The sequence below is a fragment of the Dysgonomonas sp. 511 genome (assembly GCF_010501105.1).
Lineage (GTDB): Bacteria > Bacteroidota > Bacteroidia > Bacteroidales > Dysgonomonadaceae > Dysgonomonas.
This window is the reverse complement of sequence record NZ_QVMQ01000009.1, coordinates 117,279-133,987: the sequence shown is the minus strand read 5'-3', so window position 1 is coordinate 133,987 and position 16,709 is coordinate 117,279. Positions and strand designations below refer to the sequence as shown.

General features: G+C 37.6%; 16 protein-coding genes and 2 tRNA genes. 2 read left to right on the top strand and 16 right to left on the bottom strand.

What is annotated here, in order from left to right; genetic code table 11:
- Positions 1-185 precede the first annotated feature (185 nt).
- Together sstT and D0T57_RS05610 are read left to right on the top strand one after the other, a co-directional pair.
- The gene (gene sstT / locus D0T57_RS05615) at positions 186-1,397 is read left to right on the top strand and encodes a serine/threonine transporter SstT (protein ID WP_163271728.1); all 1,212 of its coding nucleotides are present in this window, start codon (positions 186-188) and stop codon (positions 1,395-1,397) included.
- Between the two features lie 319 nt (positions 1,398-1,716).
- Positions 1,717-2,160 (top strand): DUF3836 domain-containing protein, encoded by a 444-nt coding sequence (locus D0T57_RS05610; protein WP_163271726.1) that lies wholly within the window; start codon positions 1,717-1,719, stop codon positions 2,158-2,160.
- Positions 2,161-2,213: 53 nt separating this feature from the next.
- Here D0T57_RS05610 and D0T57_RS05605 read toward each other — a convergent pair whose 3' ends face one another.
- From D0T57_RS05605 to D0T57_RS05530, 16 genes are all read right to left on the bottom strand, one after another.
- Complete coding sequence (locus tag D0T57_RS05605; RefSeq protein ID WP_163271724.1) at positions 2,214-3,359, bottom strand: hypothetical protein; 1,146 nt, start codon at positions 3,357-3,359, stop codon at positions 2,214-2,216.
- 349 nt (positions 3,360-3,708) lie between these two features.
- Positions 3,709-3,781, bottom strand: a tRNA-Gly gene (locus tag D0T57_RS05600).
- 16 nt (positions 3,782-3,797) lie between these two features.
- Positions 3,798-3,880 (bottom strand) — tRNA-Tyr (locus D0T57_RS05595).
- Positions 3,881-3,915: 35 nt separating this feature from the next.
- Complete coding sequence (gene ribH / locus D0T57_RS05590; protein WP_163271722.1) at positions 3,916-4,413, bottom strand: 6,7-dimethyl-8-ribityllumazine synthase; 498 nt, start codon at positions 4,411-4,413, stop codon at positions 3,916-3,918.
- A gap of 17 nt (positions 4,414-4,430) precedes the next feature.
- Complete coding sequence (locus D0T57_RS05585) at positions 4,431-5,054, bottom strand: hypothetical protein (protein ID WP_163271720.1); 624 nt, start codon at positions 5,052-5,054, stop codon at positions 4,431-4,433.
- A 99-nt stretch (positions 5,055-5,153) separates the two neighbouring features.
- The gene (locus D0T57_RS05580; protein WP_163271718.1) at positions 5,154-5,741 is read right to left on the bottom strand and encodes a hypothetical protein; all 588 of its coding nucleotides are present in this window, start codon (positions 5,739-5,741) and stop codon (positions 5,154-5,156) included.
- 12 nt (positions 5,742-5,753) lie between these two features.
- A complete protein-coding gene (deoC, locus tag D0T57_RS05575; RefSeq protein WP_163271716.1) occupies positions 5,754-6,620 on the bottom strand; it encodes a deoxyribose-phosphate aldolase in 867 nt (288 codons plus the stop codon).
- A 658-nt stretch (positions 6,621-7,278) separates the two neighbouring features.
- A complete protein-coding gene (locus tag D0T57_RS05570; RefSeq protein ID WP_163271758.1) occupies positions 7,279-7,605 on the bottom strand; it encodes a nucleotide pyrophosphohydrolase in 327 nt (108 codons plus the stop codon).
- Complete coding sequence (dtd, locus tag D0T57_RS05565; RefSeq protein ID WP_163271714.1) at positions 7,605-8,057, bottom strand: D-aminoacyl-tRNA deacylase; 453 nt, start codon at positions 8,055-8,057, stop codon at positions 7,605-7,607. Before dtd ends, D0T57_RS05570 begins: the two co-directional genes overlap by 1 nt.
- Before the next feature lie 4 nt (positions 8,058-8,061).
- Positions 8,062-9,579 carry a glycosyltransferase family 39 protein gene (locus D0T57_RS05560; RefSeq protein WP_163271712.1) on the bottom strand — a complete coding sequence of 506 codons (1,518 nt, stop codon included), beginning with the start codon at positions 9,577-9,579 and terminating at the stop codon, positions 8,062-8,064.
- Between the two features lie 152 nt (positions 9,580-9,731).
- On the bottom strand, positions 9,732-10,316 hold the full coding sequence (locus D0T57_RS05555) for an HdeD family acid-resistance protein (protein WP_163271710.1): 585 nt from the start codon (positions 10,314-10,316) through the stop codon (positions 9,732-9,734).
- 85 nt (positions 10,317-10,401) lie between these two features.
- Entirely contained in the window at positions 10,402-11,475 is a 1,074-nt protein-coding gene (locus D0T57_RS05550; protein WP_163271708.1) for an acyltransferase, read from the bottom strand.
- Between the two features lie 78 nt (positions 11,476-11,553).
- Complete coding sequence (gene uvrC, locus D0T57_RS05545) at positions 11,554-13,365, bottom strand: excinuclease ABC subunit UvrC (protein WP_163271706.1); 1,812 nt, start codon at positions 13,363-13,365, stop codon at positions 11,554-11,556.
- Between the two features lie 78 nt (positions 13,366-13,443).
- Positions 13,444-13,989, bottom strand: a complete 546-nt coding sequence (locus tag D0T57_RS05540) for an adenine phosphoribosyltransferase (protein WP_163271705.1) — start codon at positions 13,987-13,989, stop codon at positions 13,444-13,446.
- A 128-nt stretch (positions 13,990-14,117) separates the two neighbouring features.
- On the bottom strand, positions 14,118-15,992 hold the full coding sequence (gene mnmG, locus D0T57_RS05535) for a tRNA uridine-5-carboxymethylaminomethyl(34) synthesis enzyme MnmG (RefSeq protein WP_163271703.1): 1,875 nt from the start codon (positions 15,990-15,992) through the stop codon (positions 14,118-14,120).
- 186 nt (positions 15,993-16,178) lie between these two features.
- On the bottom strand, positions 16,179-16,688 hold the full coding sequence (locus D0T57_RS05530) for a TlpA disulfide reductase family protein (protein WP_163271701.1): 510 nt from the start codon (positions 16,686-16,688) through the stop codon (positions 16,179-16,181).
- Positions 16,689-16,709: the final 21 nt, after the last annotated feature.

The following is a 16,709-nucleotide window of genomic DNA, read 5'->3' as shown; positions in this document are numbered from 1 at the left end:
TAACAACAGGAAAACAGTAAAAAATGTGTTACAAGTGTTACTTTTTAGGGAGATACAAGATACCAGTAGACGAGTTAACAAGTTGGTTTCCTGTAAAACATAAACTTGTACCTCGTATCTTGTCTACTTGTATCTAAAGATATTGTTAACTGATTGACACACTAAATTGTTGATTGAAAAAAGATATGAATATAAAGAACTTTATACTGAATGGTAACCTGATACTACTGATATCAATAGGATTGGTATTGGGTATATTATTAGGCTTCTTCCTGCCTGATGTTGCAATTTCTGTCGGTATTTTAGGCGAACTATTCCTTACAGCTTTGAAGGCTGCTGCCCCTGTTCTTGTATTCCTTCTGATAGTTTCTTCCATTACCAATCATAAAAGCGGACATAAGACCAGTATCAAGTCGGTATTGATGTTATACCTTCTGGGTACTTTTCTGGCTGCTTTGACTGCTGTGGTGGTTAGTTTCATATTCCCTACTTACCTCACATTGAAGGGTGGGGTAGAAGTGGGTATAAAGCCGCCCTCGGGTATTTTTGATGTTTTACGGGATATCCTCTTCAAAATTGTAGATAATCCCGTCAATGCGATTATAAACGCTAATTTTATAGGTATTCTGGCATGGTCGACAGGTATAGGTTTTTTCCTTCGCAAAGCTTCTGATAGCACCAAAACCATATTCAATGATCTGTCGGATGCTGTTGTTTTCATTATCAGGATTATAATCCGTTTTGCTCCTGTAGGCATATTCGGGCTTGTAGCTTCTGCTATTGCCGAAACTGGTTTAGGTACTTTGTTAGAATATCTTCAGATAGTCTTGGTGCTTGTGGGTACTATGTTGTTTATAGCGTTGGTGGTAAATCCTTTGATTGTATTCTGGAAAATAAGGAGAAACCCTTACCCTTTGGTTTTCACCTGCCTGAAAGAGAGTGGTATTACAGCATTTTTTACCCGCAGTTCGGCTGCTAATGTTCCGGTCAACCTTGCTTTGGCTAAAAAACTAAAGCTTGATGAAGATACTTATTCTGTAACCATTCCACTTGGTGCTACCATCAATATGGAGGGAGCTGCTGTCACTATAACTGTTTTGTCGCTGGCTGCGGTGCATACATTAGGCATTCAGGTCGATATATTTACTGCAATACTTTTGAGCGTTGTAGCTGCCATCGGGGCTTGTGGTGCTTCGGGTGTGCCGGGGGGTTCTTTACTGCTCATTCCTGTAGCTTGCTCTTTATTCAATATTCCTACCGATACGGCAATGTTGGTAGTCGGGGTAGGGATGACCATCAGTGTAATACAGGATTCGATGGAGACGGCTTTAAATTCGTCTACAGATATATTATTTACAGCCGCAGCTTCTATTGCCGATCAGGAAGTTGAGAAATAACTTTTTTTATTTAGAGCCTGTTTAAATTTTAGCGAAAATATTTCTTATAGGTTCTTTAGTATAAAAAAGTTCTGCTATAAAATTTAAACAGACTCTTAAAATATTGCATTGTTTTCAAATTAGTTTATCTCTGTATTGTAAAAAGAGGGGTAAATTATGTATTTTTATTATGTTGTTTATTAGATAGTTATAAAAAAAATAAAAAATAATTCAAATTTAGTGTAACTTTTTAGCTACTGTTGCTGTCATATATATCGAAAGCGCTTTCAAAGAAATTAAAACAAAAAGATTACAAAAACAACAAGTAAAAATTGCAATTATGAAAGCAACAATTTTGACATCAGTATTAGCAGTTATCCTATCAGTAGCTAACGTTTCGGCTGCAAACCCATATATAAAAGTTTTCTCTAACATAGAGGTAACAGAAACAGGAACTATAAAAGAGTTTATAAAATATGACGAGAGCCAATCTATCGCGATAGACAAATGTGTTTATACTTACGATGCTGCCGGCAATATGTTGAAAAAAGCTACTTACAAATGGGATAGTGTACAAGGTTGGGTAGCTGTAAACAAATATGACTATAATTATAACGAGGACGGACGCATTGCATACACTACATATACAGAATGGGATTCGAAAATAAATTATTGGGCTTCAACCGCTTCTCAACTGATACATATATATGACAATAGTGGCAACTTGATGGCTATAAAACAAATACAAGTAAACGAAGATGCAAACTTTATGTCGATGAAATGATGGAGAATAAAGATACCTGACAGCCGTGCTCAGATTTGGGTACGGCTTTTTTCTTATTTGTCAGATTGCCCCATTCTTTGTTTTTCTTTTTGATAGAAAGCAATCAATTTAGGATATATTGAACTTAACTTTTTTGAAGCACCAATGGCTTTATCAAATAATTCGCTATGAGTAATACCTTGAAAATCTTTGTTTTCATCTACATTTATAGTTAAAGATATGGTCGCTGATTCTCCATTGTTTCTTGTTTTTATGTTTTCTTTATGTGCCTTTTCCAGATATTCCATGACGTTGGCTTGTATCTCAAAGATACCTAAGAGCGGATCGTATGCGTCATATATATCTTTTATATGACAAATTTCTTTATTGCGTGCAGTATATGGGGTAAAATCTATGGTTGGGAACTCTTTCTTTGCTTTCTTTTTTAATTCATCATTTTCTAAAAAAACAAGCAAATCGTTAAAAGTTCTTGTCTCTTTGAGGAGGTTTAGGCTTTCGGATACAACATATTTCAGCTTTTCTATATCTTGAGGATCTTTTACATCGTCTTTTACTAAGTCAAATATTTTATTGTATTTCTCTGCCAATCGTTGTTCATAATTGTTACGTCCTCTGAGGGTTTTATATTCCCGCCCGTCGAAAGTATAGTATATTTTCTTTTCCTTACCCTTATTTTCTTTGGCTACAGCATCGAGTATGAGTTTACTTTTATAGTTATCAGAAATATCTTGCAGCTCGTCAGCCATTTTTGTAAACCTCTGGCCTACTGCTACCAGGTTAGTAGCATTATTTGTAAATCGCTCTATATCCATTTTAGGCATCTTATCCGATTCTCCTATGTCATAATTTACTATATCTCTGCTATAGACAGAAATAAGGTTGAATTGGTCGAGGCTAAGGTCAAAAATTGTTTTCAGATCTTTTGTATAAAACATTTCTTTATTATTAGCCCTTGCAGGATCAATTTCTATCTTGGTTTTTATCAACTCCAACTCTTTGCCACCATTTTTTAGAGTGTTTTCGAGTCCGGCGTTAATCTCCCGGCATTGAGAAAAAAGATCTTTAAAAAGTTCCATCATAGCAGAATATGTAACTATTAGTTCGGCTTCCGGCAGATTTTGTTTCTTAATATATTGTGAATAAACATAAAATTCGTCCCACAACGTTTTTTCGCGTATATCGCGATCTTTTTCTGTCACCCATTCGCTACTGTCTATGGCATAAAATTGTTGCTGGGCATATAGGTAGTGATTTGTTATTCCACAGAAAATGAGTATTATGAATAATTTTTTCATTATTATTTTAGAGTTGATTGATTATTATTGTTTGTACATCATCATATTGTCTATGCTAACTATATTCCTCATTACAGTTACTTATACGTGTCTTTTTCTTTTCGTTATTTTTATATAACATGATTTTTGTTTCATCTTCCAGTATAGATAAAATTTCTTCAAACTCATGCGAATTTTTATTCTTTTTATCGAAAATCCTGGTTCTGGCTAACAAAAAAAGCGACTACATTATTTGTAATCGCTTCATTTTCAGAGCGGAAGACGGGGCTCAAACCCGCGACCCTCAGCTTGGAAGGCTGATGCTCTATCAACTGAGCTACTTCCGCAATACTTAAAGAAGGGTGGGCAGTGAAGGATTCGAACCTCCGAAGTCGAAAGACAGCTGAGTTACAGTCAGCCCCAGTTGGCCACTTTGGTAACTGCCCAAATTTCTTTAGCGATGCAAAGGTAACACTTTTATTTATTCTTCCAAATTTCTGCGATAAAAATCTATCATTTTTAGTGCTGTTATTGCACATTCATCGCCTTTATTGCCATGTATGCCACCGGCTCGTTCTTCTGCTTGCTGCATGGTATCGGTGGTTAAAAGGCCGAAAATGAAAGGTATATCGTAACGGATGTTCATGTCGGCTATGCCTTGCGTTACACCGCTGCATACATATTCGAAATGCGGGGTGCCGCCTCTTACTACACAGCCAAGGGCTATTACTGCATCTATCTCCTTGTTTTCTACCAGATGCTTGGATCCGAAGATGAGTTCGAAACTGCCCGGAACGAAGTCTATTAAGATATTCTCAGACTTTACACCATGCTTTACCAACGTTTTGAATGCGCCGTCGAGCAGGGCTTTGGTTATATTTTCGTTCCATTCCGATACTACTATCCCTATTCTCATGTCTGAGCCGTCGGGTACTGTTTCGGGATTGTAAGACGATAGGTTGTGATACGCTGTTGCCATAATTATTTAGTTATAAGTTATTCAATTTTAGATTTATATCCTAGCATATAGGTCAAAGCCTGATTGAGCATTGCCTGCCTTAACGTGATTTTAACGATTGATTGGATATCTATTTTGGAAGCAGATTTAAGAAAATCGAAGTTTTTATCTTCGCTATACCCGAATAATTTGAGTTCGGCTATCTGTTCTTCTTCAATCTTTTCCATAAATTGTTCATCTTCATCGCTCATCTCATCTTCATACGGAAGATTGCGTAATTGCTCCAAAGTTATATCCTTAAGAAGATAAACAGCTAATTGTTTAACCATATTTACAGGTTCGGCAGCAAATAGTCTGGCACTCTCTATATTTGCAAAAGTGGTGTCTATAATAAATTCTATCATCCTGTCGTCGTACACGAATTTCATGATTGCACAGCTATCCTCCTTGTTTATTATATAGATATCGTCGGAGGCAGGAACTAATTCGAATTTCCTTTTTTCCTGATTTTGGCTGCTCATAACCAATTCCTTTCTATTAGCTGCTACATCGAGGCTTATCAGTATATTTTTCTGATCTTTATGAAATAAATTATAAGTCTGCGCCTGTATTTCGCACATAGCACTTAAAAGGATGAGTGTGATGGTTATAGTTTTATGCATCGTATTTTTATTCTTCTATTCTTCTATTCTTTTTAGCAAATCTTCTCTTGCCTCTATGCATGATTTATGATAAACTGCTATTGTAATTTTAATATTAGTTTAACGAGGTTTATATCCTAGTAAACAGGTTAAAGCTGCTATTTCAGATTGAATATTTATTACTCCATATGCTGCTATTTCACTGTTTAAAGATTTTTCTTTTTGGTAAGACGACACTATAATTTTGGCAGATTCAGTAGTAAAATCATCCTTTATTTTTTCTATTATTTCTTTATGCTCACGGCGCATTTTCTTTTTTGATGGAAATTTAGATAACTGTTGCAGTGTAATATCCCTAACAAAATAATATGTTATCTGAGTTTTTATATTAATAGGATTTTCAACAAATTCTCTAACTTGATCAATGTTGGTAAAGGTAGTTTTAAACATTGCCATGATTCCATCATTATGTAAAAAACTTATTATCATATATTTTTTTGAACCAACAGCATAATAATTGCCGGAGATATGAGCTAGTGGCACATGAACTTTTTTTTCATTCTCGTCAAGAATAATGACTTCATTTTTATCTACTATATCAAATGATAATATCACTTTTTTGTATTTATCATCAAACAAGGAGTAGGTTTGAGCCTCTACACTCGTTACTATACTTAACAAAACTAATATAATGCTGATTATTTTCATATGAGTGCATTTTTATTCTTCTATTCTTTTCAGCACATCTTCGGCCAACCGGCTTGCTCCTATACGGAAATATTCGTTGTTTAGATATTCTTCGCCCAGCACCTCTTTTACTATTGTGTAGTACCTAACAGCCTCTTCGGTGGTAGAAATGCCGCCAGCGGCTTTAAAACCTGTTTTACGGTTGTTTTTATCTGCATATTCTTTGATGGCTGTACACATAACGTAAGCTGCTGCCAGTGTAGCGCCTTCGTAGCCTTTGCCTGTAGAGGTTTTGAGGAAATCGGCGCCCGAATACAAAGCCAATATAGATGCTTTCATTATATCCGATGCTGTTTTCAATGCTCCTGTTTCCAGTATCACTTTCAGCCGGGCATCGCGGCAGGCATGCTTTATTTCGTCTAGTTCTTCAGCCAGTTCTTCATAGTTTTCTTCGAAGAAATGCCCCAGGTTGAGTACAGTATCTATTTCGTCTGCGCCATTGGCTACTGCAAGGGCTGTTTCGGCTATTTTCACTTCCATAAAAGTTTGCCCCGATGGAAATCCTCCGGCCACGGCAGCTATTTTCACATCTGCGGTGAGTGCTTCTTTTACTGTTTCTACAAAGTTGGGATAAACGCAGATAGCGGCTACATTGTCGATGTCGGTCGATCCTTCAAATTCGTTAACTTTTTCAGTAAATTTCCAGATACTTTCGTTTGTATCGGTAGCATTCAGGGAGGTGAGGTCTAGGCACGAATATATCTTTTTATAGACTTCCTTATTGTTGTTTTCTTCGAATTTCTTAGCGATTATATCATTTACTTTTTTGCTTATTTCCTTATCGTTAAGCTGTGTATTATACTTGTTTAGTGTGTCGATGTATTTATTTGTTTCTGCCATTGGTGTGAATTTTAGTTCCTCCAACCTGCCAAAAAGGGAGGATATAGGGGAATATTTGGTTATTTATAATTTTTAATCATTTGTAAAAGTAACACGTTTTCAGTTATTAGTCAACAATATCTTTAGATACAAGTAAACAAGATACGAGATACAAGTTTATATTTTATAAGAAACCAACTTGTTAACTCGTCTACCGGTATCTTGTATCTCTCCAAAAAGTAACACATGTAACACATTTTTCAGCCTTTTTTCCTTGTTACTTTTTCTTTAGATACAAGTAAACAAGATACGAGACACAAGTTCATATTTTATAAGAAACCAACTTGTTAACTCGTCTACCGGTATCTTGTATCTCTCCAAAAAGTAACACTTGTAACACATTTTACTCTTTTTTTATTGTTACCTTTTCTTTAGATACAAGTAAACAAGATATGAGACACAAGTTTATATTTTATCAGAAACCAACTCGTTAACTCGTCTACTGGTATCTTGTACCTCCCTAAAAAGTAACACTTGTAACACATTTTACTCTTTTTTTATTGTTACTTTTCCCCTCCCTTGTCGTGGCTTTGCGCATAAGTCCCCCAAGGGGGATTAGGGGGCTTCCCTTTGGAGAGAGCGGGGAGTGAGGTGCTATATAGATAAACTTCTTTCCCTTTTATTTCAACTTTTCATTATTTTTATGTCTATCCTTATCCCTTAGTGTTTTCTTCTCCAGATTTTTTCTAAACGCTTCCGTAAGGTCTATACCTGTCTGGTTAGCAAGGCAGATAAGTACCCATAACACATCGGCCATTTCGTCTCCGAGATTCTTTTCCAGGTCTGATTTTTTGAACGACTGGTCGCCATAAGTACGTGCCATGATGCGTGCCAGTTCTCCCACTTCTTCGGTAAGGATAGCCATATTGGTCAGTTCGCTGAAGTAGCGCACGCCGATAGTCTTTATCCATTTATCTACCTCTTGTTGAGCTTCTTGTATTGTCATCATTCTTTTATTTTCGAGTCTATCCAGATGGTTACCGGGCCGTCGTTTACGAGTGCGACCTGCATATCGGCTCCAAATTCGCCTGTTTTCACTTCTTTGCCTAGCTTGGAAGATACTGTGCTGCACATTTTTTCGTACATAGGTATGGCAAAATCGGGCTTCGAGGCGCGTATATACGATGGGCGGTTGCCCTTTTTGGTAGAGGCATGTAATGTGAATTGTGATACTATAAGTATTTCGCCGCCGGTTTCCAGTATCGATTTGTTCATTACACCGTTTTCATCGTCGAAAATGCGCAGGTTGATTATCTTGTTTGCCAGCCATTCTATATCTTCTTCGGTGTCGCTGTCTTCTATGCCTACAAGTATGAGCATACCTTTCGCGATGGAAGATTTGATCTTATTGTCTATCGTTACCGAAGCTTGCAGGGTGCGTTGTATAAGTATTCTCATGTTTTTATTCTTTTCTTTCGAAGAGGTATGTATGTAAGTCGTTGCCCAGATAATGGAAAGTATCTATGGCTGCTATATCGTAGTTTTCCATCAGGTAAGGGAAATTCTTATCGGTGGTAACTATAAACATCGGTTCTTTATTTTTCACCAATTCTGTTTGGTATTCAAGTATTTCGGGGAAATCTTCGTCCGATATCAGCGGATGGAAAAAATACTTGAATGTGGGTACTACGCCGCTTGTGGTGAATATGCCCCGGTCGAGTCCGAGGTCGAGTAGGGTAGGGTTTTCCCGTGTTTTTATTACCTCTGCAAAGTCTTTTTGTAGCATCCAGCATTTATCGCGGCAATAGCTGAACGACAGGCAGTCTTTGTTGTTATATAGCACTGTATGATAGTGTGTTATAGATACTATTGTGATAACGGGCACGGTAATATATAAGATAGCAGGCTTTATTTTTACAGGAGATTTTATATAGCTGTTGATAAGTTGAAACAAATAAATAAGTGCTATTATAGCAAGTACATAAAGCACTATATAAGCATAGAGATGATGAAAGCGGCTATTGGCTATAGGCAGGTAAGTGATTATAAATGAAATGAGTATTGCCGCTTTATATACTTTTTTCTGTACAAACCTGTTTGAAAAGAGTATAACAGCAAGTCCGCCTAATGTCAATGCCCATGCAATATAAAATTCGCGGCCGACGCCTATAAACCGTCCTGCGATAGTCTTTAATGTATTGATAGTAAACCCTGTATTGGCATAAATGGCGTTGAACTTGAAGTATGCAAATACAAAGTCGCCAAATGCCGAGTTTATCAGGAAGTAGAGTAGGAGAGGGGCTGCCAGTATGCTGAAACCCAATGTGGTATATAGTATTGCCGATAATGCTTCCTTATATTTTTTGCTTGCAAACAGTGTATAATAGATGGCTGCCAATATAGGTATCCAGAATATTGCTGCGCTGAATTTAATAAAGAATACAGCTCCGAAAGTGAGCCCCTGTATCAGCATTATTTTGTTTACGGTTGCTTGTTTCAGGTTGTTTTCTTTTTTGAAGTATAAGATGAAATAATAGAAACTGACTGTAAAAAAAGGTAGCATAAACTCGTCTGCCGATCCGCCGGTCCCTGTCTTGCTAAAGAATAGGCAGGTATAAATTAATGTTATTATAAATGATTGTATATCATTTAGATATAGTTTCGATAGCTTATAGGCAAAGAGCAGGCTGGTGAATAGAAAGAGGGATTGTATCAGGTAAACTCCTGTAAAGCTGGTATTGGATATCAGGTAGCCTATGCCATAGATAATGAAAATAAGCGGGCCTTTGTGATCGAACAGGTCTTTATACACTACTTTGCCGTTGAACATACCTTTGCCAATAGAAAAATATATATTGGGGTCGCACCATTCGTTGATAAGGTACAATGGCGAGGTCTTGAAATTGAGAAAACAGATGATAAAAGAAAACAATAACATTCCAACTGTTATTGCTATATTCTTATTTTCGGGTCTGATCATAAAAAAGGTTGTATATCCTTCTACAAATATACAACCTTATTTTCTATTGAAGATATTTTTTAATTTACCTTTAGAGCCTGATTAAATTTTAGCGAAAATATTTCTTATAGGTTCTTTAGTATAGAGTTCTGTTATAAAATTTAAACAGACTCTTACTTATCTTCCATTTTCTCTATGTCTTTGTGTACCGACCTCATTTTGAATCCGAAATATATTCTCATAGCTCCATAAAAGAACAATGCAAATGCCATTAGGTAGATGATAAATTCGGCTGCAAATACAGGATTTGTTACGAGAATGAATGATAATATAAGTCCCAATATACCAAATGCCAATGTCCATCCCCATCCCTTGATGCCGCTGCGTTGCAGGTCTATCGACATGCCGATGGCCCATATAGACTGGAACATAACCCAAAAACCTACAAGGAATAATAGTATCGTAATGGTTCCTAGTGGAATAGCTAGTAGCAAGATGGCAAACAAGATATCTATTATACCACTTGCCAGTGTCCATCCCCATCCTTTGAGTATGTTTTTATTCGATAGGGCATATACTATCTCAAACAGCCCGCTAACAAGAAATCCTGCAACGAAGAATGCGCCCAATATTGTTAATGCACCGGCAGGATTGGCTATACACCATATACCCAGCAGTATAGCAATTACACCTATTATTGGCGAAATCCACCAATATTTTACCCTTTGTTTGACTGAATAGAAGAAATCATTTTTCATAATCTTATGTTTTATTATTATAACGTTGATTATGAAGTATTTGTTTATTAAAATTTGGTGAATTTATATTTCTTTCGCAAAGTTGTTAAATAATCCACTTGTTGAGCACAGGAATTTTGCGGATAATCAGTACAACTCCCAACGAAGCCAAATACACAATCAGGCTCAATAGAGGGACGGCAAGAATGGCTGGTATTGTGCTTGTATTGATATTGAGGATATTGAGTATGATATTGAAAAAGTCGTGTACCAGATAAATGCCCAGTCCGCAATTAGCAAGCAGTGTTATATATTTGTTGTTTTGGTATTTAAGTATTTTGCGACTGCCGTTTACCACGTTTTTCACCAGAAGGAAAACAAAGAATGCCGAAAATATTATATTGGGTGCAGTGCGGTCGAAAAACTGTGTGGCAGGCATTCCGCTATCCATTGCCGATAGGGTAGAGATGGCATAAGTTCCTACAAGCGAAAGTACACCTAATATATATACTATATTTTTTTCTGTTTTTGTCAGGTCGAATTTATAGAAGAAATATCCGGCAATGAAATATCCCGTATATGAAAATAGTTCGGGGATGGCAAAACTGATGGTGATTCCGAGCCTCGCATTTATGAATGGGATGAGCGATCCGAATATCAGGTAAAGGATAAGGAAATATATATAATGTTCCTTTTTTGCGTTGGCGGTAAACACCCGGAGTAGGGGAGTGAGGGCATACATGGCCAAAAGCGGGTACATGAACCATAAATGATGCCAGGGAGTGCCTAAAAATATTTCTGAATAAATCCTATTAAAATCGCTGATATCCAATGGTTTAATATCTAAAAATGCCGCTGTTAACGGCGAGAGAGTGCGATATATTATACTCCAGAATATTAGGGCGCACAAAATGCGAGGAATTGTCTTCGAAAATAGCTTTTTTGTGGTTATTTTGTATTCCGGATCGAGAAATATCATTCCGCTCAACATAAAGAAGACAGGGACACACCAACGAAGCCCGGCAACAAAAATATTTATTACATGCCACTCAGTCGGATTTTCGTCGAATGCTACAAGCCATCTGTTGGTAGTGATATGAAAAACCATGATGGCAAAAATTGTACCTACCCTAAGTAGGTCGGCAAATAATATCCTGTCTTTTTTTAGTTTTTCTGTCATTAGGCTTTTTTGAGGAAAATATTTCTATCTTTTTTGTCCGTTACGAACGGAGAATGATTAATGAACAAAGTTAGCAATTTATTTTACTGTTTTATTTTCGAAATAGTTCCGTATTAATTTTGTCTTAAATTTGCCGACGATTTTTTCTATGCTCTCGTCCGAAGCTTCCTTTATTCTTTTCACACTTCTAAATTCTTTGAAGAGTAGCCTTTTTGTTTCGTCACCTATTCCTTTGATGTTGTCTAGTTCCGATTTTATCTGGTTCTTGCTTCTCTGGTTGCGGTGAAACGTTATTCCAAATCGGTGGGCTTCGTCGCGCAAGTGCTGTATGACTTTCAGCGATTCCGAATTTTTGTCCAGATACAATGGGATAGAATCTTCGGGATAATATATTTCTTCCAGACGTTTGGCTATGCCTATAATTGCTACTTTGCCGTAGATACCTAATTCTTTCAGCGATTCGCATGCCGAACTCAATTGTCCTTTTCCTCCGTCTATTACTATGAGTTGGGGTAGGGGAGTGTTTTCTTCAAGTAGCCTGTGATATCTTCTGTACACAACTTCGCGCATGGTCGAAAAATCGTCGGGCCCTTCCACTGTTTTCACATTGAAGTGGCGGTAGTCTCTTTTCGATGGTTTTCCCATTTTGAAAACTACGCAGGCTGATACGGGATTGCTACCTTGTATGTTCGAGTTGTCGAAACATTCTATATGTACAGGCAGGTCTTTGAGATTGAGGTCTTTTTGTATTTCTTTCAAGATCCTTACACTGCGTTGCTCCGGATTGAGGCTCTCCATCTTCTTAATCCTGTCTTGTTTATACTGTTTTGCATTTTGAGTAGAGAGCAGTAGGAGTTTTTTCTTGTCTCCCCGTTGCGGAATAGTAAATTCTACACCCTCTATTGTTATATCAGGGTAGAAAGGGACAACGATTTCTTTGGCTGTCGATCCGAATTTTTGTCTTATTTCTAAAATACCAAGAGCGAGCAACTCTTCTTTTTCTTCTTCATTTTTCTTTCTGTATTCGAAAGTATAGGCCTGTATGATAGCCCCATTGTGTATATTCAGATAATTGATGAAGATAAAGTTTTCGTCTTCATCTTCGTCGTAACTATACACGTCGATGTTGTAATTGATGCTGCTTACGACTGTAGACCTGTTTTTGAAATTTTCTACCAACAAGAATTTTTCTTTTAGCTTATTTGCCTGTTCAAATTCCTGTTTGTTGGAATATTCCAACATTTGTTTGTATATTTCGTTGCTGACGGTGCTGGAATTACCTTTCAATATCTCTTTTATCGAATTGATATTTTCACTGTAATCTTCCTGCGATTGAAGGCCTGCACATGGCCCCGAACATCTTTTTATATGATATTCGAGGCATACTTTATATTTTCCTTCATTTATTTTCTCCGGTGCTAAGTTTAGAGAGCAGGTGCGTACGGGGAATAGCTTGTGTATAAACTTGAGGAGGTTTTTTATACTTGGCACATCCGAATATGGCCCAAAGTATTGCGACCCATCCTGTACTATATTTCTCGTCAGTTCTACCCGTGGGTAATATTCATTTCTGATTACAATCGACGGGTATGTTTTGTCATCTTTCAACAATACATTGTACCGGGGTTGGTGTTTTTTTATCAGATTGTTTTCCAACAAAAGCGTATCGGCTTCCGAATCGACAATAATGTATTTTATATCCCTTATTTTATTGACAAGTATTCTTGTTTTTGGGCTATCGCTATGGGTTTTTGTAAAATATGAAGATACTCTTTTCTTCAGGTTTTTTGCTTTGCCGATATATATAATAATCCCTTTGTCATCAAAGTATTGATAACAGCCTGGTTTTTCAGGTATATTACTAATGATATTTTTTAGATATTCATTCATATCCTTAAACTTTTATGTGTAATAAACTAAGTTTGTGTCTTGTGTAAAGTGTAATAGAAAGAAGCCTTTCTCTGTTTCTTAGATAGAATATTTGATCAACGATCTAATATCAGTATCTTTCGGGAATATTTCCCTCCCCTTCAAGTCTTCTAGTTCTATTAAGAAGTTGATGTATATTTTCTTCACTCCTATCCTGTTTATCAAGTTGTATGCAGCATGCATTGTTCCGCCTGTGGCCAATAGGTCGTCGTGAATTAGTATGATATCTTCGGATGTTAGAGCATCTTTGTGTATTTGTATTTTGTCTTTCCCGTACTCTTTTTCATACTCTTCTTCGTAAACATCGGCAGGCAATTTCCCTTCTTTCCTAATGGGTATAAATCCGGCTTGTAAGTTTAGTGCCAGGATGGGGGCCATAATAAAACCTCGCGATTCTATTCCTATCACTTTGGTTATACCTAATCCTCTATACTCGTCGGTTAGGGTTTTGCTTGCTATTGCAAGTAGTTCGGTCGACTTAAAAAGTGTAGTTACGTCCTTAAATTGGATTCCCTTGATGGGAAAATCGGGGATATTCCTAACTCCATTTTTAAGTTTTTCCAGGTTGGCTAGGGCTGTTTTCATCTCTGTTTGTTTATATGTTTCACGTGAAACATTGCTGTTTTTACTTCGTTTTACTGTTTGTGTTCCACGTGAAACTTTCGGTCTTTTTGTTTGTTTTGTCGTTTATGTTCCACGTGAAACTTTCGGTTTTATCGCCCTAAAAGAACTAATAATACGGATATGTCGTTGGGTGATATCCCTGGTATTCTGCTCGCTTGGGCGATGGTTTCTGGGTTTATTTTTTCTAATTTTTGCCGGGCTTCTGTCGATAAAGATAGTATGCTATTGTAATCGAATTTATCTTTTATTCGTATGTTTTCGAGTCTGGTTATCTTATCTGCTATCAATTGTTCTCTTTTGATGTACCCATCGTACTTTATGCGTATTTCTGCTGCCTCTATTATTTCTTCTTTTCTGTTGGGCGTCTTTTCTAGTTCTTCTTTGAATGCAGGTATATGTTCTGCTATGTTTTTTATATCTATTTGAGGACGGGTAATTATGTCTTTTAATTTTGCTTTTTGCTTCAACGGGCTTGTGCCGAAAGATTCTAAAACGGGGTTTATGTATTCCGGCTTGAGCGAGTAATTCGATGTAAACCCAATGATCCGGTCTATTTCTTTTTTCTTCTCGTTTAGCAAATCTATCCTTTCCTGTTTTGCCAACCCTGTGTTGTATGCTTTTTCTGTCAGGCGCATATCTGCATCGTCTTGCCTGAGTAGTATCCTGTATTCGGCTCGCGATGTAAACATACGGTAGGGTTCATCCACACCTTTGGTTACAAGGTCGTCTATCAAGACTCCTATATATGCCTCATCTCTTTTTATTGTAAATTCGTTTCCACCGTGGGCTTTCAGGTGTGCGTTGATTCCTGCTATGAGCCCTTGTCCTCCGGCTTCTTCGTATCCGGTTGTGCCGTTTATTTGTCCTGCGAAAAACAGGTTGCTTACTATCTTTGTTTCCAAAGTATGGTAGAGTTGGGTGGGGTCGAAGAAATCGTATTCTATTGCATAACCCGGACGGTAGATATGTATGTTGCGAAAAGCCGGCACTTTTTGTAATGCCTCGATTTGTGTGTGGAGTGGGAGGGAGGATGAGAATCCATTCAGGTAATATTCCTGTGTGTTCACTCCTTCCGGTTCGAGGAATAATTGGTGTGCGGTTTTGTCTGCAAATGTTACTATCTTGGTTTCTATGCTTGGGCAATATCGTGGGCCTATGCTTTTTATTTGTCCGTTGTATAGAGGTGAGTCTTCTAATCCATCGCTCAATGTCTTGTGCACTTCTTCGTTGGTGTAGCATATCCAGCAACTAAGCTGTTCCAATGGGCGGGGCTTGAAGTCGAGATACGAAAATTTATGAAAATCGTCGTCTCCTTTTTGTTCTTCCATTAGGGAGAAATCGACGCTTCTACCGTCTATTCTTACCGGTGTACCTGTCTTCATCCTGTCGGTAGTGAAGCCCAATTCTTTCAGTTGTTCTGTTATGCCCGATGACGAAGGTTCGGAAACGCGTCCGCCTTCTATCTGGGTTTTACCGATGTGCATCAGCCCGTTCAGGAATGTGCCGTTGGTAAGCACAACCGACTTGGCCAAAAACTCTACGCCAAGCGAAGTTTTTACGCCTGCTACGGTTTTATCTTTTATGATAAGCGATGTAACTGTGTCTTGCCAAATGAAAAGATTGTCGGTGTTTTCGACTATTTCGCGCCATTTTATAATAAACTGCGCCCTGTCGCTTTGCACCCGTGGGCTCCATACTGCCGGGCCTTTCGATCGGTTGAGCATCCGGAACTGAATAGCTGTCATATCCGAAACTATTCCCATTTGTCCGCCGAGGGCATCTATTTCCCTCACGATTTGTCCTTTTGCTATTCCTCCAACTGCCGGGTTGCAACTCATCTGGGCAATCTTGTTCATGTCCATTGTTATCAATAGAGTTTTCGATCCCATATTAGCAGCAGCAGTGGCGGCTTCACACCCTGCATGGCCTGCGCCGACTACTAGCACATCATAGTTGAAGTTCATATTTTACTGGAAAAAGTTTGTTATCATTACTATTCTTATACAAAGGTAAATATTTTTCTTTTTAAGTTGTATTTACTTGTTTTTTATAGTATTCAAAATCTAAGTTTTTACTGTTTGTTAAGAGTCTGTTGGGCTTACTTGTTTAGATGGCTGATTGGATCGAATTGGCACAAACGTCCGGTTTTTTTATTTCAGGCTTTTTTCTATTGATTTTATCAGTTGCTTATGTTCGGCTTTTGTATAACCGGTAGTAGTCATTATTACTTTTCCGTTTTTATCTATCAGGTATGAGCGGGGTATGCTTTGGGTAGCAAATTTTCCGGTGAATGCTCTGTTCGGGTCAGGATAGAGTGGGAAGGGAAAGTTCTTTGTTTTATTGTATTTTGCCAATTCTTCGTCGGTATGTTCGCGCCCTACACTCAACATGATGAAATCGGGGTTATCTTTGAATTTAGGGTAAAGGCTTTTTTCTACTTCGGCTAGTTTTACCTGGCATGGCCTGCACCATGTTGTAAAAATATTTATGAGTATTACTTTGCCTTTTAAGTCTTCGGAGTCTATATTTCCGTAAACGGACGATGATAGCCTGAAAGCTGGCATATTGTCGTTTTCAACGATGATATCTCCATTTTCGTTTTGTGCCGCCACCGTGATGGATAGCATCAGGAAGCCGATAGTAATAAACAAATGTTTCATTGATTTTGAGTAACTAGGGTT